The 17,104-nt window shown below is 65.0% G+C and carries 15 protein-coding genes; 5 read left to right on the top strand and 10 right to left on the bottom strand.

Annotated elements, in window-relative coordinates; genetic code table 11:
• The first annotated feature begins 48 nt into the window (after nt 1-48).
• The gene (locus ACE191_RS09005; protein WP_400191867.1) at nt 49-672 is read left to right on the top strand and encodes a deoxynucleoside kinase; all 624 of its coding nucleotides are present in this window, start codon (nt 49-51) and stop codon (nt 670-672) included.
• A gap of 215 nt (nt 673-887) precedes the next feature.
• Here ACE191_RS09005 and ACE191_RS09000 read toward each other — a convergent pair whose 3' ends face one another.
• From ACE191_RS09000 to ACE191_RS08980, 5 genes are all read right to left on the bottom strand, one after another.
• Nucleotides 888-1,562, bottom strand: a complete 675-nt coding sequence (locus tag ACE191_RS09000; RefSeq protein ID WP_400191866.1) for a DUF2461 domain-containing protein — start codon at nt 1,560-1,562, stop codon at nt 888-890.
• A 152-nt stretch (nt 1,563-1,714) separates the two neighbouring features.
• On the bottom strand, nt 1,715-2,512 hold the full coding sequence (locus ACE191_RS08995) for a DUF547 domain-containing protein (protein WP_400191865.1): 798 nt from the start codon (nt 2,510-2,512) through the stop codon (nt 1,715-1,717).
• 205 nt (nt 2,513-2,717) lie between these two features.
• On the bottom strand, nt 2,718-3,179 hold the full coding sequence (locus ACE191_RS08990) for a hypothetical protein (protein ID WP_400191864.1): 462 nt from the start codon (nt 3,177-3,179) through the stop codon (nt 2,718-2,720).
• 5 nt (nt 3,180-3,184) lie between these two features.
• Nucleotides 3,185-4,249 carry a hypothetical protein gene (locus tag ACE191_RS08985; RefSeq protein WP_400191863.1) on the bottom strand — a complete coding sequence of 355 codons (1,065 nt, stop codon included), beginning with the start codon at nt 4,247-4,249 and terminating at the stop codon, nt 3,185-3,187.
• A gap of 40 nt (nt 4,250-4,289) precedes the next feature.
• Nucleotides 4,290-5,108 (bottom strand): MOSC domain-containing protein, encoded by an 819-nt coding sequence (locus tag ACE191_RS08980; RefSeq protein WP_400191862.1) that lies wholly within the window; start codon nt 5,106-5,108, stop codon nt 4,290-4,292.
• Between the two features lie 111 nt (nt 5,109-5,219).
• Between ACE191_RS08980 and ACE191_RS08975 the strand changes: the two genes are divergently transcribed.
• Nucleotides 5,220-6,020 carry a DUF3667 domain-containing protein gene (locus ACE191_RS08975; RefSeq protein WP_400191861.1) on the top strand — a complete coding sequence of 267 codons (801 nt, stop codon included), beginning with the start codon at nt 5,220-5,222 and terminating at the stop codon, nt 6,018-6,020.
• A 95-nt stretch (nt 6,021-6,115) separates the two neighbouring features.
• On the opposite strand, the gene ACE191_RS08970 is transcribed toward ACE191_RS08975, so the two are convergent.
• From ACE191_RS08970 to ACE191_RS08955, 4 genes are all read right to left on the bottom strand, one after another.
• Nucleotides 6,116-7,075 (bottom strand): YitT family protein, encoded by a 960-nt coding sequence (locus ACE191_RS08970; RefSeq protein WP_400191860.1) that lies wholly within the window; start codon nt 7,073-7,075, stop codon nt 6,116-6,118.
• 262 nt (nt 7,076-7,337) lie between these two features.
• Entirely contained in the window at nt 7,338-8,999 is a 1,662-nt protein-coding gene (locus ACE191_RS08965; protein ID WP_400191859.1) for a S8 family peptidase, read from the bottom strand.
• Between the two features lie 749 nt (nt 9,000-9,748).
• Nucleotides 9,749-10,234 carry a hypothetical protein gene (locus tag ACE191_RS08960; RefSeq protein ID WP_400191858.1) on the bottom strand — a complete coding sequence of 162 codons (486 nt, stop codon included), beginning with the start codon at nt 10,232-10,234 and terminating at the stop codon, nt 9,749-9,751.
• Nucleotides 10,235-10,338: 104 nt separating this feature from the next.
• Nucleotides 10,339-10,749 (bottom strand): MarR family transcriptional regulator, encoded by a 411-nt coding sequence (locus ACE191_RS08955; protein ID WP_400191857.1) that lies wholly within the window; start codon nt 10,747-10,749, stop codon nt 10,339-10,341.
• Nucleotides 10,750-11,169: 420 nt separating this feature from the next.
• On the opposite strand from ACE191_RS08955, the gene ACE191_RS08950 reads away from it, so the two are divergent.
• The 3 genes from ACE191_RS08950 (at nt 11,170) to ACE191_RS08940 (ending at nt 15,988) form a co-directional block, all read left to right on the top strand.
• Entirely contained in the window at nt 11,170-13,770 is a 2,601-nt protein-coding gene (locus tag ACE191_RS08950) for a PIG-L family deacetylase (protein WP_400191856.1), read from the top strand.
• 347 nt (nt 13,771-14,117) lie between these two features.
• Nucleotides 14,118-14,258 (top strand): hypothetical protein, encoded by a 141-nt coding sequence (locus ACE191_RS08945; protein ID WP_400191855.1) that lies wholly within the window; start codon nt 14,118-14,120, stop codon nt 14,256-14,258.
• Nucleotides 14,255-15,988, top strand: a complete 1,734-nt coding sequence (locus tag ACE191_RS08940) for a sodium:solute symporter (RefSeq protein WP_400191854.1) — start codon at nt 14,255-14,257, stop codon at nt 15,986-15,988. The genes ACE191_RS08945 and ACE191_RS08940 overlap by 4 nt, the downstream gene beginning before the upstream one ends.
• A 128-nt stretch (nt 15,989-16,116) precedes the next feature.
• On the opposite strand, the gene ACE191_RS08935 is transcribed toward ACE191_RS08940, so the two are convergent.
• Nucleotides 16,117-16,995, bottom strand: coding sequence for a DUF2911 domain-containing protein (locus ACE191_RS08935; RefSeq protein ID WP_400191853.1), 879 nt, complete (start codon nt 16,993-16,995; stop codon nt 16,117-16,119).
• Nucleotides 16,996-17,104 lie beyond the last annotated feature (109 nt).

The following is a 17,104-nucleotide window of genomic DNA, read 5'->3' as shown; positions in this document are numbered from 1 at the left end:
CGGGTTTGCGCTACTTTTGCAGCCCCACTTCCGTTTCGCATCCCGCTCATGCACATCGCCATCGTCGGCAACATCGGGGCCGGCAAGACCACCCTGGCCCATAAACTGGCTCACCACTTCAACTGGGAAGTGTTTCTGGAGGACGTTGACCACAATCCCTACCTGAAGGATTTCTACGACGACATGCCCCGCTGGGCGTTTCACCTGCAGGTGTACTTCCTCAACAGCCGCTTCCGCCAGACCCAGCACATCAAAACGATGAAGGCCGAGGGCAAGGGCGTGATTCAGGACCGCACCATCTACGAAGACGCCCACATCTTCGCGGCCAACCTGCACCAGTCGGAGCTGATGACCGAGCGCGACTTTCAGAACTACCTGGGTTTGTTCGAGTCGATGATCAGCATGGTCGACCCGCCCGACCTGCTGCTTTACCTCAAGGCCGACCTGCCCAAGCTCATCGGCCAGATTGAGAAGCGCGGCCGCGACTACGAGAACAGCATGCGCATCGAGTACCTGCGCAACCTCAACGAGCACTACGAGCAGTGGATCAGCTCCTACACGGCCGGCAAGCTGCTGATTGTGGACGTAAACCAGCTCGACTACGTGAGCCGCCCCGAAGATCTGGGCACCATCATCGAGAACATCCAGAGCACCCTGTTCGGCCTGTTTTAATCAGGTCTTAGGTGATGAGGTGACAGGTAACACGTGACACGTCACTCACGAGTGGCAACTGACAGATTATACGTGACAGGTAATAGGGTTTCAGGGTAAGTTCAGGCCCGGGCCAGCCGCTGTTGCAGTGGCTGGCCCGGCTCGTTGTTTCGGACCACGAAATCCGAGCCAATTGCGCGCCTCCTGTGACGTGTTACCTGTCACCTGTTACCTCATCACTCAACGGCCATGGCCTCGTTGAGAAAGCGCACCAGCGGGCGGGCGGCCTGCCAGCTGCTCACTACGCGGTCGACGAAGTCGGGGCGCAGCACCTCGGCGTCGGGTACGGTGTGCCACACGAAGTAGCTTTTGAGCCGCAGCCACTCGATGTCGGGGTCGGCGCGGTCGTAGCCCTTAGGCGCGGTTTTCAGGGCGTTGGTTTGGTCGAGGCCGGCGGGGAAGTGGCGCAGCAGCTCGGCATCCTGGCGCAGGGCGTGAAAGGCGTCGGCGTTGTAGTGAATTTCCTGACGGATGCGACCGAGCTGGGCCGGCTCGGGCAGCCAGCGGCCGGCGCCCACGTAGGTTTCGCCGCCCGGCTCCACGGCCACGAAATAGCCCGCCCAGGGACTGTGGCGGCCGCCGGGCTTCAGGCCTGCGCCCATGTGGCGCTTGTAGGGCTCGTCGCTCTGCTGAAACCGGTCGTTTTTGTTGATGCGGTACATCACGTCGGCGGCGCTGAGCGGGGCAAGGCCGGGTTCGAGCGTCTGGGCCCGGCGCAGCAGCTCGGTGGTGAGGCCCGTAAAGGCGGCGCGGGCCCGGTGGTAGTCGGCGCGGTGCGCGTCCATCCACGCTTTGGAGTTGTGGAGGGCCAGCTGGCGCAGGAAATCGAGCAGGAAAGGCAGGTCGTTCACGGCAAACAAGGGGCAGGGTACGGGTGCTGGCAAACGCAGGTCCGGCCCCGGGTGTTGCCGCCGTCGGCCGAATCAATCAGCTGTAAAAGCGTGCGGCCGCTTCCCGAAGGAAAGCGGCCGCGCTGCTGGTAAGAAGGATGGACGCAGCGCGCTTAGCGGCCGGCGCGCTGGGCGGTAGCGGCGGGAGCGGGGCTGTCGTTGAGCGACCAGTCGAAGGGCAGGTAGCTGATCTGGGCCGTGGCGGGAATGGGCGTGGCAGCGTAGCGGTTCAGGAAGGCTAGCAGCGCGGCACCCTGGCCGAACTCGGCGGCGTGCCAGTCGAACAGACTTGAGACCTGCACCTGGGCGGGCGTGAGCTGGTTGCGCAGGGCGTCGTTGACGAAGCGCTGGGCCTGCAGGGTGAGCTGCTGCTCCAGCTGGGCGCCCTCGTAGGCCGTGGGCAGCAGGGCCGGGCCCGAGCGGGCCGCCCGGTTGAGGGCAAAGTGCAGGCGCGGCTCGCCGGGCAGCAGCTTGGGCAGGATGTCGCGCTCGATCTGGTTCAGCGAGTACGTCTGATTGCCCACCTGTACCTCGGGCGCATCCCACACCGGCCGGTAGCCGCCCAGGGTTTTCACGCGCACCTCGCTCAGGCTCTGCACGGGGTAGTATTGCAGGGTCAGCGACACGCTGCTGGCGTTGTACACGTTGATCCAGTAAGCCGCCTGCTCGGCCCGCGACCAGCTGGGCTGGGGCGGCGTGCGGCGGGCCGCCTGCAGGTAGGTCAGCAACTGATCCTCGTCGTCGAGCAGGCCCTGGTAGTTCAGCGAACCATCGGCGCGCAGGTGGCGGGCCAGCAGGTCGCTCCAGGGAGCATGCAGCTGCGGCAGCGAGCCGCTGCTGGCGTTGGCGGGGAAGCCAGCGAGCAGCAGCAAGCTCAGCAAAAGAAAATAGTAACGGGGTAGGCGGGGCATGCGGTGAGGTAGGAGTAGTAGCGCGAAGCGTGCGTTTACCAGCGGGTGGGTAAGGCCCCGAAAGACGCCAGCCTGCACCGGAAGACCGTGCAGCTGAGCGGATAAACACTTGGCAAAACTACTCGGCAAGCAGCATAATGGCAACGGTTAAATGCCAAATTGTTAAGGATTCGGCCAAAAAGCGGGCTGCAGTTGCAATCGGCGCTTAAAATTCTGTAAGAGTCCACCGGTGCAGCGCAAAATGCTCCACCACCGCCTCGCGCAACCCGGTCCGCACCACCAGCAGCAGGTGCGGCGGTTGGTAGGCCGGCTCGTGCAGAATGCGCCGCAGCGCCGGGGCCAGGCCTGCACCCCGCAGCTCCAAGGGGCCTACTTCGTCGACCAGCAGCCACTGCGTACCGGCCGCGGCTGCGGCCCCCAGCAGGGCGTGGTTGGCCCAGCTGAAAGCGGCGGCCGAAAACCGGTGCGGCCCCAGGCACTGCGCCTGCCAGTCGCCGGGGCGCGCCGCCGTGGGCCACTGCAGGCCGCTGCGCAAGTCCCGGAAGTAACGGCCGTGGGCATCGGTGGGCATGAGCAGGCCGGCCGCCCCGGCCTGCCCGCCGGCCCAGGCCTGAAGGCGGGTGGTTTTGCCGCTGCGAATGGGGCCACTGAGCAGGTGGATGCGCACGGCGGTCAGGCGGGTTGCGGGGTGGGCGCTACTAACAGGTTGACGGCCAGCGCCCGGGCAAACCAGCGCAGCCGCTGCAGGCCACGGTGCCCGCCCGACAGCCGCCAGCACTGCCGCACCAGCCGCCGGGTGCCGGGCAGCAGCTGCAGGGTGGCGGCCAGGTCGCGGCCCCAGCGGCCCCGGGGTCGGGTGAGCCAGCCGCGCAGCCCCCGCAGCAGCAACGGCGCCGCCAGCAGGGTCCAGCCCCCGTAAAGCACCACCGAGCGCAGCAGCAGCCCCCCGAGCCGGGAGCGGTCGAGGGCTACGGCCGGGGGCCAACCGGCTACAGCAGCTGCCCACAGCGCCGCCACCACCAGCCACAGCAGCCCCAGGCCGGAGCCGATGCGCCAGCGCCGCTTGCCGGCGCGCACCTTTGGGGTACCAGGCAGGTTTGCTGCTGCCGGAGCTTCGGGCGGCAGCCATAGCCAGGGGTAGCGCTCGGCCAGCCGCGGCAGTCGGGCGGGCAGACTGCCGGCCCACCAGCCCAGTACCAGCCCCGACAGCCCGTGCAGTCCCAGGTAGGCTACCACCAGGGCGCCGGCGTAGTTGGTGGAACCCGTCCCCGGCCCCAGCACCTGCTGCACCAGGGCGTTGAAGGCCGTGGGCAGGTCATTGCCAAACAGCAGCCACAGCAGCAGCGCCCGTTGCCCGGCCGATTCCAGCAGCGTCAGGCCCCCCAGCAGCAGGCCGCGCAGGCGCGGGTAGCCCGAGCCCCAGGACAGCACTTCGGCCAGCAGGCCCTGAAAAGCCACCGCCACGTAGGCCGTGGGTGGGCTGTGCGGACTGAGCAGGGCCTTGAGCGTGAGCACCACCAGCAAGGCCCGCAGCACCGTGCCGCGGCGGCGGGCGTAGTAACCCAGCAGCTGCAGCAGCACCACCGAAACCCCGCCCACCAGCAAACCCGTCACGGGCAGCTTCAGGGCGTGCAGCACGCCGCCGAGCAGGGCCTCACTCAGCGCCCACAAGGCCACCAGTCGTGCCGAAAGCAGGCGGGTGGCAACCGGGGCCAGGGCCGAAGCGGGAAGTGCCATGCCGTGAAAGTAGCAGCTTGCGGGTAGTCGGCGGTAGGCCTTACGCCTCCGCGTCTAGTACGCGCACGGGGTCGCCCACGTGCAGTGTGCCGGCGCCCGGGCCCACCACGTTCAAGCCAAACAGCACCTTGCTGCCCACCTTGCGGTACTCGGCCAGGGTGCGCAGCGGCTCCACGCTGCGCTCGGCGGTGAGCTGGTCGGTGGTGGTCATCACGCAGCGGGCACAGGGGCGCACCCCCCGAAACGTCAGTTCGCCGATGCGGAAGTCCTGCCAGCTGTCCTCGGCGTAGGGCGCTGCACCGCTCACCACCAGGTTCGGGCGGAAGCGGTTCATGGGCAACGGGTGCTCGAGGCGGCGGTTTAGGTCGTCGAGCGAGGCCTGGCCGATGAGCAGGAAGGGGAAAGCGTCGGCGAAGCTTACCAGGCCGGGAGCCTCGCCACCGTCGGCCGAGCGCAGGGCCACGTCGGGCATAAACACCAGCCGGCAGCTCTGGCCCAGGGCCTCGCTCAGCCACTGATCCTGCTCCAGGGTACCGCGCACGGCAAACACCATGTCGTCCCACACCGTCACGAACTGGGTGCGGGTGCCGGTGGGCTCGAAGGGCACCAGCAGAGCCTTCAGCTCGGGCCGGCTGATGTGGCGGATGATAAAGCCGTTGTGGGCCAACTCCAGGTGCAGCAGGGCCATGGCGGGCGTGGTGCGCTGCGTCATGAACTGCCCGGCGGCGTCGACCACCAGCCAGCGCCGGTCGTGGCGGAAACCGCGGCCCTGCACTTCGGCCGAGGGCACCCAGAAGCCGCCCAGGGACTTCACGGGATAGAGGTAGAGGTCGGCGAGCAGCAGGGGAGCAGGGGACATGGCGGCAAAAAAATCGGGGCGAAGATAGCCGCGTCGCATGCACGAGCGGGTATTTCTGGTGTAATTACCCGCCGATCCGGAATTAGTGCCACCCGCAACCGTTTTTGCGCCATGCCTGCCGCTACCGCCACTGCCCCCGCCCCGGCCCCGGCTGCCGCGGCCTGCCCCAACTGCCAGCAGCCCCTGGCCGACGGACCCTACTGTCCCCACTGCGGGCAGCAGCGCCCGCACCGCCTCTCGGTGCCCCACCTGCTGCACGAACTGCTGCACGTGTTCACCCACGCCGACAAAAGCATCTTCGGCTACGCGGCGCAGGTGCTGCTGCACCCCGGCCGCGTGGTTGCCGACTACCTGGCCGGGCGGCGCAAGCGCTACTTCAACCCCTTTCAGTTCCTGCTCATCGCCGTGGGCCTGGTCACCACGCTCAACCTGCTGCTGAAGTTTTTCGAGGGCACCGCGGCGGGCGTGCAGCGCGGCTTCCGCGGCCGAATGCCCGCCGCGAACCTGGAGCGGGTGGGCGAATACTTTCACTACGTGGGCAAGTACTACAACCTGTGGTGGCTGCTGCTGCTGCTGCCCCTGTTTGCCCTGGTTACCTGGCTGGTGTACCACCGCCGGCTCAACTACGCCGAGGCGTTCTTCGTGCACGTAGTCACCGGCTCGGCCTTTCACCTGTGGTACCTGGCGGGCGTGTTTCCGCTGCTGTGGCTCACCCACGGCAACCCCGGCATCTACGCCAGCTCCTTTCAGAACCTGATGCTGCTGGTGTACCTGGTGCTGGTGGGGCGTCAGGGCCTGCAGCTGAGCTGGGCCGGGGCCATTTGGCGTGCTACGGCGGTGATGGCCCTGGGCATGGCCCTGAGCTGGGCCATCAACTACGTCGCCTTCCGCTGGTACGTGTTTGGGCAGTAGGGATTAGGTTTTAAGCTGTTAGGAATTAGGGTTTAGAGCTTAGGAGATTCAGTCATTTCCAAACATCCAAGCCCTAACAACCTAATCCCTAACACCTAATGTAGCGGCCGCTTCTTGATCAGGCCGCCGTGGGTGTCCTTGATGCTGTGCATGAGCAGGAAAGCCTGGTGGTCGATGGCCTCCACTTCGCTGCGCAGGCGCGTTACTTCTAGGCGGGTGACGGCGGTAAACACGATGTCCATCTGCTGCTGCTGGTGGCCGGCGGCGGCGTAGCCGCTGCGGCCCGCGTACATGGTCACGCCGTGGCCCAGCTTCTCAGTAATCATGCGCCGGATGGCGTCGCTGCGCTTCGAGATTATGGTCACGCCGGTGTACTCCTCCAGGCCGTCGATCATGAAGTCCACCGTTTTAGCCGCCGACAAATAGGCCAGAATCGAGTACATGGCCGTTTGCACCGATAGCACCCAGGCGGCCACGGCAAAAATCAGGATGTTGATGACCAGAATCACGTCGCCCACGCTCAGCGGGCTTTTGCGGCTGAAAAACACGGCCGTGATTTCGGTGCCGTCGAGCACCCCGCCGCCGCGGATGGTGAGGCCGATGCCCGCCCCCAGGAAAAACCCGCCGAACACGGCAATGAGCAGCTTGTCGTGGGTAAGCACCGGAAACGACACCAGCAGCAGCACCAGCGCCAGCCCCAGAATGGCCAGCAGCGTCTTCACGGCCACCACGCGGTCGAGCTGCCGGTAGGCCAGCAGCACGAAGGGCGTGTTGATGAGCACGATCAGCAGCGGCAGCGGCAGCCCCGTGAGCTGGGCCGTGAGCAGCGAAATGCCCGTCACGCCGCCGTCGATGAAGCCGTTGGGCAGCAGGAAGCCCTTTAAGCCCAGCGCCGCCGAGAAAATGCCCGCCACAATCAGCGCCGCGTTTACGAGCTGCCGCCGCAGCTGCCGCAGCAGCAGGTGGCCCATCAGGCGCTGCTGCTGCCGGGTGCTGAGGTGGTCGGTGGGGCGGGAGCCCAGGAGCAGGCGAAACAGCAGGCGCTTAAGCGGCATAGAACAGCGGGGCAGGGTAGACGCGGGAAAGTACGCGCAAACCCGGCTATTCGCTGCCCTGGCCCGTGAAGAGGCGTGAGTAGCAGCCGAAAAGTCACTCCAAACGTGTCATGCTGAGCCCCGCGAACCGAAGCTCAGCATGACGGGCCGTTGGGCTGCTGCCCTGCCGGACGCTTGGGCGGTTAGGGCGGGCCGGCCGGCGCAAAAAAAGGCCGCGGCACCAGCCGCGGCCTGTTGCCGGAATAGCCGCCGGGACCGGGGCTTACTTGCCCGCCGCCGACGAGCCGCCGCCCGCGGCCGAAGCCTGCGCGGCCAGCTCCACGGCCCGGTACAGGTTCACCACCCCGCCCGTGCTCGAAAGCTGGGCAAAGTCCACCGTCTTCTTGTCGCCTGGCTGGGGTACCTTGGTGTGCACGGGCTGAGCCGACTGCATGATGAGGCGCTTCAGCTCGGGGGCCGTGAGCTGGGGAAAGTAGCTTTTGAGCACCGCCGCCACGCCCGCCACCGTGGGGGCGGCCATGCTGGTGCCGCTCTGGCTGCCGTAGAGGCTGCCGGGCATGGTGGAGTAGATGGCTACGCCGGGCGCAAACACGTCTACCCGCTTGCCGTAGTTCGAGAAGTTGGCCACCAGCTGCGCGTCGTTGGAGCTGGCCGAGGCGCCCACGGTCAGGAAGTTGGGGTGGGCCGCCTTGCCCTTTTCCGGCACCGGGGCCGGGAAGTGAGTTTCCTGGTCGATGTTGCGCGACTCGTTGCCGGCCGCGTGCACCAGCAACACCCCCTTTTGGGCAGCATAGCGAATGGCGTCTTCCACGGCGTCGCGGTCGGGCGAGTAGTACTTGCCGAAGCTCATGTTGATGATGCTCGCCCCGTTGTCGACGGCGTAGCGAATAGCGTTGGCCACGTCCTTGTCGCGCTCGTCGCCGTTGGGCACCGCCCGCAAAGCCATGATGCGCACCGGCGCGTCGGCCACACCCAGAATGCCGAGGTTGTTGCGGCGGTCGGCGGCGATGATGCCCGCTACGTGGGTACCGTGGGTGGCGTCGGGGCCGGTTACGTCGGCGTTGCCGTAGTGGCGCTCCTTCACGTTGTCGGCGTTGTCGCCCACGATGCCGCGGGGGTTAAAGTCCAGGTTCAGCGAGTACTTCAGGTGGTTCTGGGCTTCCGACGACGCCTCCTGCAGCTGCTTCACCACGGTTTCCATGTCGGGGGCGCCCGAGGCTTTCAGGCTGCCGTACAGCTCGTCGGTGAGCTGGCGCAGGTTGGGGTCGTTCACCGGGGGGCGGCGCAGCACGGCCGTGTCCAGGCGCTCCACGCCCAGCACCTGCTTCAGCTGCCCCGTTATGCCAGCCAATTGCTCAGCCAGCGGGCCCAGCTCCTTGGCGTGGCGGGTTTCCTCGGCCACCTTCTTGTCGTAGTCCTTCTTCACGCGCTGGTAGAGGTCAAACTCGGCCTGCTTGGCCTTGGAGAGCGAGGCGCGGCTTTTGCCTTCGTAGAGGGGCTTCAGCCGGGCCACCAGGCGGGTTTCCTCGTAGGTGTCCACGTCCACATTGCGGCCGTCTTTGCCGCCCAGAAAGCTCCAGCCGCGCACGTCGTCCACGTAGCCGTTGCCGTCGTCGTCCTTGCCGTTCCCGGCTATTTCGCGCGGGTTTTTCCACAGCACGCTCTTCAAATCGGCGTGGGCCGTGTCGATGCCCGAGTCGATGACGGCTACCACCACGGGGGTGGGCGTGCGGCTCTTCAGCAGCTCGGCGTAGGCGCGGTCGGTGCTGATGCCCATCACGCCGTTGGCCTTGGGGTCGAGGTGGGTCCACTGCTGGGGCGCGGCGGGCGCAGCCGGGGCCGCGGTTTGGGCCGAAGCCGCCAGGGGAAGCAACAGGGCGAGGCCAAGGGTGGCCAGCCACGGACGACGGTGCAGTACGCTCATGCAAAAGGGCGCCGCTGCGGGCGCGTTGGGGTGAGTGGGGCAGGTGGTAGGCTACGGACGAAGTTCCGGCCGAAGCGTTGCCCGCCCGGGCGGCTTTTTCCGCCCGCCACCCTAAACCCCTTGCCCGCCCGCTCCGTTCCCGGCCGGGTTTTGGGATAACATCATAGAACGTCATGCTGAGCGAAACCGAAGCATCTCTACTGCTTCGGCGCATACAAGGACATGATTGCGTTCTGGATAAATATATATTCAGCTGTTTACCCGAACTAGCTATTTCACTGCTTGTATTGAATAACGTCGTCCTGGGAATAGACCATAAACTCATCCCGGGTTTGTGGGATGATGTAAATTTCCTTTCGGTTGTCACTGTACGTGATGCTCCTGTAAGTATCCTCTAGGGTTTTAGGTAGTAGATGCAGGACTTCAATCGCGCCGACTTTGCAGTACAGGGTCGATTGAACGGCTGCAGTCTTGTTGAGGACAATATTTTGACTGTGTACTTTCCCCACTGTCCATATAGTGTCGATTACCACGGCGCCATTATACCTTACCAATACCGGTGATGCCGTGTGCACTCTGCCGTATAGCCTTATATGCATAGCCTCCACGGGTACCTTGGGCTTATCGGCACATGAGGTACAGGCAATAGGAGCCAATCCAAGGCCGATTAAGACGCAAGCAGTTTTTATCACCTTCAATTGGGGTTGGTATTCCTGGGGAACACAGGCAGGTCCGTCAGCGAAACGCCCTCAATAAATAGTGCCTTTATGATCGAAGGTCACGGTGAAGCCGTCGAAGCTGCTGATAAGTTTTATCTGCCCGATTCTGCCATCAGCAGTGCGCACCGAGCCCAAATCGGCAAACGCAAGGTCGTGGTCAAAGAAGACGGGCAGTAAGCGGTTGTTGCCGAGGTCAACGTGTCTGTTCGACTTACTGATAATTCGGTTATATAAAAGATCATCCTTCCGTTTCCCCGAATAAAAGTCCCAGATGCCTATGTGGTATTTGCCGTCCGCCCGGATGTAAAGCTTGCATGCATACCGAACAGTATCCCGTTCGCCTGAGACTTTATCCAGGTAGTCGTTTACTTTCCGGGTTACGGCTTCGGGAAACTGATACACGATACCGGCTGGTACCGCGCTTTTCTCCACTACCGCCGATTGCGCATGCAGCGCAATCGACATGGCGAACAGCAGAGCCAACAGGCAGCAGGCTTTCCATGTGGGGTTCATCATGCTATTCGGAATGGCAGGTTGGGTGAGTAGGGTGGTGGCTTTTGCACCTGCTTCGAGCAGTGCGCGCGAGGCAACGCCGCTACGAAGCTAGGATCATCCGCCTCTCACCCCACCCCCTGCGCCCGCGGCAACACCCAGTCCTCGCCCGCCCGGCTTAGCCGCTGCTGCCGTACCCGGCGCCGCCGCGCCGCTACGTAGCGCACCTCCACCAGCCCCGCCCGCGCCAGCTCGTCGGCCACGCGCTGCGCCCCCGCCACCGAGCGGCCCATCGCCGCCGCCAGCTGCGCGTTCGTCAGCCAGGGCTCCGCCATCAGCGCATACAGCAGCCGCCCCAGCGTCTGCTGCCGCCGCGGGTCCCTGCTGCCCAGCTGCGCCGCCAACGCCTCGCCCAGCCGCTGCTGCACCGCGGCCGGCGTCATCAGCACCGGCTCCGGCACATCGCGGGCCGCCACCCGCTGCGCAAAACGCTCCAGCACGGCCTCCGCCGCCCCGGGCAAATCCTCCGATTTTCTCACCGCCTCATGCATAACCAGCCTAAATCAAGCGCGGCGCACCCTGCGCCCCACCAAAAGGTAGCCAACCCCTTCCGCATCCGCCGCCCCTCACTACGATAAATTCCCGTGTCGATGCGACGTACTGCCCCTCTGTTGCGATAAAGACCGCCGCCGGCACTACAAAACCTCTTGCCGATACGATACTAACCTACGCCGGCACGATATAACCTGTGGTAGATACGATAAAAACCGTGGTTGAAAAGAAAAAAACGCAAGCCGATGCAATAAAACCTCCTTCCGATAAGAAAAATACCCTCTCCGCCGCGACGAAACCCCTCCCCGGTATGCCCCGCGCAACCCCCGTTCCCCGTTTTGCGCCTCTGCCCAAACCCCGACCGCCCCCTGGCCGGTTATCTTCACGGCCTCAACCCGCTCCACCGCATGCACCTTCTTCGTCGCCTCACCCGCGCCGCCCTGCCGGCCCTGCTATTCACGCATTCACTCATTCACTCATTGACCGCTTCGGCGCAGGCGCCCAAAACCTACTCGTCGTCGGAAATCCTGCTGGGCCTCAAGAAGCTCAACGTCCTCGGCTCGGCGCTCTACATCGCCGCCCACCCCGACGACGAAAACACCCGCCTCATCGCCTACCTGGCCAACGGCCGCCTGCTGGAAACCGGCTACCTGAGCTGCACCCGCGGCGACGGCGGCCAGAACCTCATCGGCCCCGAACTGCGCGAGCAGCTGGGCGTCATCCGCACCCAGGAGCTGCTGGCGGCCCGCCGCATCGACGGCGGCCGGCAGTTTTTCACCCGCGCCAACGACTTCGGCTTCTCGAAAACCCCCGACGAGACCTTCACCATCTGGGACCGGGAGCAGGTGCTGGCCGACATGGTGTGGGTTATCCGCCAGCGCCGCCCCGACGTGCTCATCACCCGCTTCCCGCCCGATGCCCGCGCCGGCCACGGCCACCACACCGCCTCGGCCATGCTTGCGCTGGATGCCTTCGACGCCGCCGGCGACCCGAAGCGCTTTCCCGAGCAGCTGAAGTACGTGGAGGTATGGCAGCCCAAGCGCCTGTTCTGGAACACCGGCTCGTTCTTCGTGAAGCCCGGCGAAAGCATGGACGGCTACCTGAAAGTGGACGCCGGCCAATACAATGCCCTGCTGGGCCAGAGCTACGGTGAAATTGCCGCCCGCAGCCGCTCGCAACACCGCTCCCAGGGCTTCGGCGCAGCGGCCACCCGCGGCGAGGCCATCGAGTATTTGCAGCAGATGAAGGGCGACAAAGCCAAGGCCGACCCCTTCGAGGGCGTGGACCTGAGCTGGAACCGCGTGAAGGGCGCGGCCGTGCAGAAGCTCATCGACGACGTTATCAAGAAATATGACCCAGCCAATCCCTCGGCCTCGGTAGCAGGGCTGCTGAAGGTGCGGGAGACGCTGATGCGCATGGCGCTGCGGGATGCGCCAGCCAACGAGAACCTCGCTTCATACACCGACGAGGACTTTTGGGCCCGGGAAAAAGCCGGGGAAGTGCAGCAGCTGATCGGGGCGTGTCTGGGGTTGCACCTGGAAGCTATAGCCGCAAGTCCCAGCGTAGCCGCCGGCCCGAGCGCCACGCGCGTTTCAGTGGAAGCCCTCAACCGGTCGAAGGAAACGGTAAAGTTTACCGCCATCCGGAATTGGAAAGAGACGTCCTATGAGCAGAATCCTTGGGGAGCCGGGCCCGGGGAAGGGGATACAACCATCAACAAGGTACTGGTACAGAATGCCCCGCTGGTCATCAAGACGACTTTGCCAATGGGTAGGCCGCTCACCGCAACGTCACAGCCCTACTGGTTGGTCGAGCCTGCCACTACCGGCATGTACGGGGTTAGTGCGCAGCTGCAGCGCGGTGAGCCGGAAAATAGCGCGGCCCGGAGCCTGCGCTTTGTGATAGAGGTGCAGGGCAAGTCATTAAGCTTCGATGTTCCCGTCCAGTTCAAGCGCACCGACCCCGTGTACGGCGAGCTGTACCGGCCGCTGACGGTGGTGCCGCCCGTGGCCGTGAACATCGGCGGCCGCGCCTACGCCTTTGCCGACCAGCAGGCCAAAACCGTTCCTGTCACCCTCAAGGCCGGCCGCGCCGATGCCCGCGGCACCGTGGCCCTGCAGGTGCCCGCCGGCTGGAAAGTGGAGCCCGCCAGCATTGCTTTCGACATCAAAAACAAGGACGAGGAGCGCACCGTCAGCTTCCAGCTCAGCCCCAACGGCGCCGCCCTGGGCGCCGGCGAGCTGCGCGCCGTGGCCACCGTCGACGGCCAGGCCTACACCCGCGGCATTCAGCGGATCGATTACCCCCACATTCCGGTCCAGACGCTGTTTCCCGAAGCCGTAGCCCCGCTCGTCAAGCTCGACCTCAAGCGCCGCGCCGACGAAATCGGCTACCTCATGGGCGCCGGCGACGAGGTGCCCGACGCCCTGCGCCAGCTCGGCTACCGCGTCAGCCTGCTCGGCCCCGACGACCTCTCGGCCGACAAGCTCAAGCGCTTCGACGCCGTGGTGCTGGGCGTGCGCGCCTACAATACCGTGGACCGGCTGCGCTACCAGCAGAAAGAGTTGCTGGAATACGTGGAAAAGGGCGGCAACCTGGTGGTGCAGTACACCGTGAGCCGCGGCACCGTGCTGCCCGACATCGGTCCCTATCCCCTGAAGCTCAGCAACGAGCGCGTAACGGTGGAAAACGCCCCCGTGCGCTTCCTGCGGCCCCAGCACCCCGTGCTGAACGTGCCCAACAAAATCACCAGCCAGGACTTCCAGGGCTGGCAGCAGGAGCAGGGCCTCTACTACCCCAGCTCCTGGGATGCCAAGTACCAGTCCATCATCAGCAGCAACGACCCCGGCGAAACGCCCAAGGACGGCGCCATCCTGGTAGCCGACTACGGCAAGGGCCACTACATCTACACCGGCCTCTCGTTTTTCCGCGAGCTGCCCGCCGGTGTGCCCGGCGCCTACCGCCTGTTCACCAACCTCATCGAGCTGGGCAAGCAGAAGGTGAACTAGCGCCCGGCTTCATGAGCTGAAAAAGAACGTCATGCTTCATCTGGCGTCCGCGCAGTCGAAGCATCTCGCCCGTTTCGTTGCACCTCACCCCGGCCCCGGTTCGCTTGATGCGCGAAGCCTTGGGGAGGGGGAGCCAGATGAAGCGGGAGGGATGCTTCGGCTACGGCTGCGCCTTCGCGGCCGCCAGATGAAGCATGACCGCTCTTTTGGCTCAGCATGACAAAGCTCCTTGGCTTTGCGTGTTGACCTGGGCGTTGGCCCCATCACCGCGAATGCCGTCCCAGACGGCACCCCGCGCAGCTTCTGGCCGTAGTTGCCGTTCTTGCACCAGCATCCGCTTTTCCCTCATGCCACACCGTTCTTCCGCCAGCTCCGATACGTCTCCGCCCCTGCTGCCCACCTGGCGCGCCTGGTACGCCCTGGTGCTGGCCGCGCTGGCGGCCGAAATCGGGCTGTTTGTGTGGCTTAGCAACTCGCTGGGCGCATGAGCAGCTTCGACTGGCTGGTGCTGCTGGGCACCCTGGCCCTCATCGTCGGCTACGGCGCCTGGCGCACCCGCAAGGCCGGAAACTCGCTCGACGGCTACCTGCTGGGCGGGCGCGAAACCCGCTGGTGGGGCGTGGGGCTGAGCATCATTGCCACCCAGGCTTCGGCCATCACCTTCCTGAGCACGCCCGGCCAGGCCTACGCCGACGGCATGCGCTTCATTCAGTTCTACTTCGGACTGCCGGTAGCCATGGTGCTCATTGCCATCGTGGCCGTGCCCATCTACCACCGACTGCGCGTCTACACCGCCTACGAGTACCTGGAAAGCCGCTTCGACCGGCGCACCCGCACCCTGGCGGCGGGCCTGTTTCTGCTGCAGCGGGGCCTGAGCAACGGCCTCTCGCTCTACGCGCCGGCGCTGGTGCTGTCGGCGGTGCTGGGCTGGAGTCCTTCCATCACGGTGTGCTTGCTGGGCGCGCTCATCATTGCCTACACCGTGAGCGGGGGCACCCGCGCCGTTACCATCACCCAGCAGTGGCAGGTGGCGGTTATTTTCTGTGGCATGGCCACCGCGGGCTACCTGCTGGTGCGCTACCTGCCGGCCCAGGTGGGCTTCAGCGACGCAATGCACGTGGCGGGCCGGCTGGGAAAGATCAACCTGGTCAACTTCGACTTCAGCTGGACCGACCGCTACAACTTCTGGACCGGCATGACCGGCGGCCTGTTTCTGGCCCTCTCGTACTTCGGCACCGACCAAAGCCAGGTGCAGCGCTACCTCTCGGGCCAGAGCGTGACGCAGAGCCGCCTGGGTTTGCTCATGAACGGGCTGGTGAAGGTGCCCATGCAGTTCGGCATTCTGCTCATTGGCGTGCTGCTGTTCGTGTTTTATTTGTTTCAGCCCGCGCCCATCACCTTCAACCGGCCGGTGTACGAGGAAGTGATGCGCGGCCCCGCCGCCGCCGATGCCCGGCAGCTGGAGCAGCAGCACCTGACCCTGCAGCGCGCCCAGCACGCGGCCACCACCTCGATGGCCGCGGCCCAGCGGGCCGGCAACCCCGTGGCCGAGGCGGCGGCCCAGCAGCGGCTGCTCACCACCCAGGCCGCCCGCGCCGGCATCCAGCAGCAGTGGCTGGGTTTGATTAAGCGCACCAACCCCGGCCTCGACGCCAAGGCCGTGGAAGCCAAGTCCAAGGACACCGACTACGTGTTCATCTCCTTCGTGCTGCGCTACCTTCCGCAGGGGCTGGTGGGCTTGCTGCTAGCCGTGGTGCTGAGCGCGGCCATGAGCAGCGCCGCCGGCGGACTCAACTCACTGGGCTCGACCACGGTGGTAGACCTCTACCGCCCCACCGTGCGCGGCCGCACCGCTTCCGATGCTCACTTGGTGAAGGCCTCGCGCTGGCTCACCGTGGGCTGGGGCGTGCTGGGCGTGGGCTTCGCTTTGTTTGCGGCCCGCATGGAAAACCTGATTCAAGCCGTCAACATCCTCGGCTCGCTGTTCTACGGCACCATCCTGGGCATTTTCGCGGTGGCCTTTTTCCAGAAGCACGTGCAGGGACGAGCCGTGTTCGTGGCGGCCGTCATCACCCAGGTGGCTACCCTGCTGGCGTTCTGGCTGAGCGACATTGCCTACCTGTGGTACAACATCCTGGGCTGCTTCATGGTAGTAGTACTGGCCGAGGCTGCCCAGCGGCTGTGGCCCGCGCTGAAAGAAGAGCTGGTGGAAGCCTAGCCGCTCCCGCGGCAGCGGGTGCTGCAACACCTGGAAAACAAAACAGCCGCCGGCCCTCAGGGCCGGCGGCTGTTTTGTTGAGGCTTCTGGCTAACTCGCGCTGGGCGAGCGGGCCGGAAAGCTGCGGCCTACTTGCCTTTCTTGGCTTCGGCAATCAGGTCGTCGTTCATTTTCACGTAGTCGGCGTTCTTGGCGTCGAGGGCCAGCTTGCGCGACTGTTCGGCCGAGGCGGTGGCGCCCTTGTAGTCCTTCAGCTTCAGCTTGATTTTGGCTTCGGTGTGCACGTTCCAGAAGCGGGGCTCGGTGGCGTTGGCTTTCTGAATCCACTCCAGGGCCTGCTTCAGGTCCTTGTTGTTGTCGTAGTAGTACACCGCGGCAGCAGCCATGTCGTTGGCGTTCGGCGAGGTGTTTTTCACCACTTTCTCGTCGATCTGGGCCATTACCTTGGTGTCGACCTCGCCGGCTACCTTGAACTTGGCGCCGGTCAGCTCCCACATCATGTCCACGTTGGCGGTGGCCGGAGTCAGGTCCGAAAAACCGATGGTGAAGGTTTCTACCTTGTTGCCCAGCTTGTAGGGCTTCACCGAGAAACGGGCCACGTCCTGGTCGTCCTTATAGCCGTCGGTGTCGCCGCCCAGCTTGGTGTTCTTGTTGAAGACCACCGTCCACTCAGTCTTGTTGGGGATGGTGTAGATGGCGTACTCGCCGGCCGGCACCTTCTTGCCTTCCACGGTCACGTCGTCGGAAAACTTGATGGTGGTGGCGTTGTTGGCGCCGGTACGCCAGCGTTTGCCCCACTGCACCAGCGTTTTGTCGCCGAACACCGCGCGGTTCTTGGCGCTGGGGCGCGAGTAAGTGATGGTGACGTCGGTGAGGCCCACGCGCTGGGTAACGGTGCTGCGGGGGCTGGGCTGAGGCGTGCTGAGCTGGGCCTGGGCGGCCGGAGCCGAGAAGAGGAGGGCGGCGGCCAGGGCCGGGGCGGCCAGCAGCGAAGTCCGGTTGAACATGAGGAAAAAAGTAAAAAAGGATGGTGATGCTGGCGGTAAAAGTACGCGTTTCGCTCAATGCGCCCAGCGCTGCCTACCAACTGGCTTGCAGCGAGTGAAACGGCATATA

The organism is Hymenobacter sp. B81 (genome assembly GCF_044628455.1).
In the GTDB taxonomy this organism is placed as follows: domain Bacteria; phylum Bacteroidota; class Bacteroidia; order Cytophagales; family Hymenobacteraceae; genus Solirubrum.
This window is presented reverse-complemented; position numbering and strand designations above follow the sequence as displayed.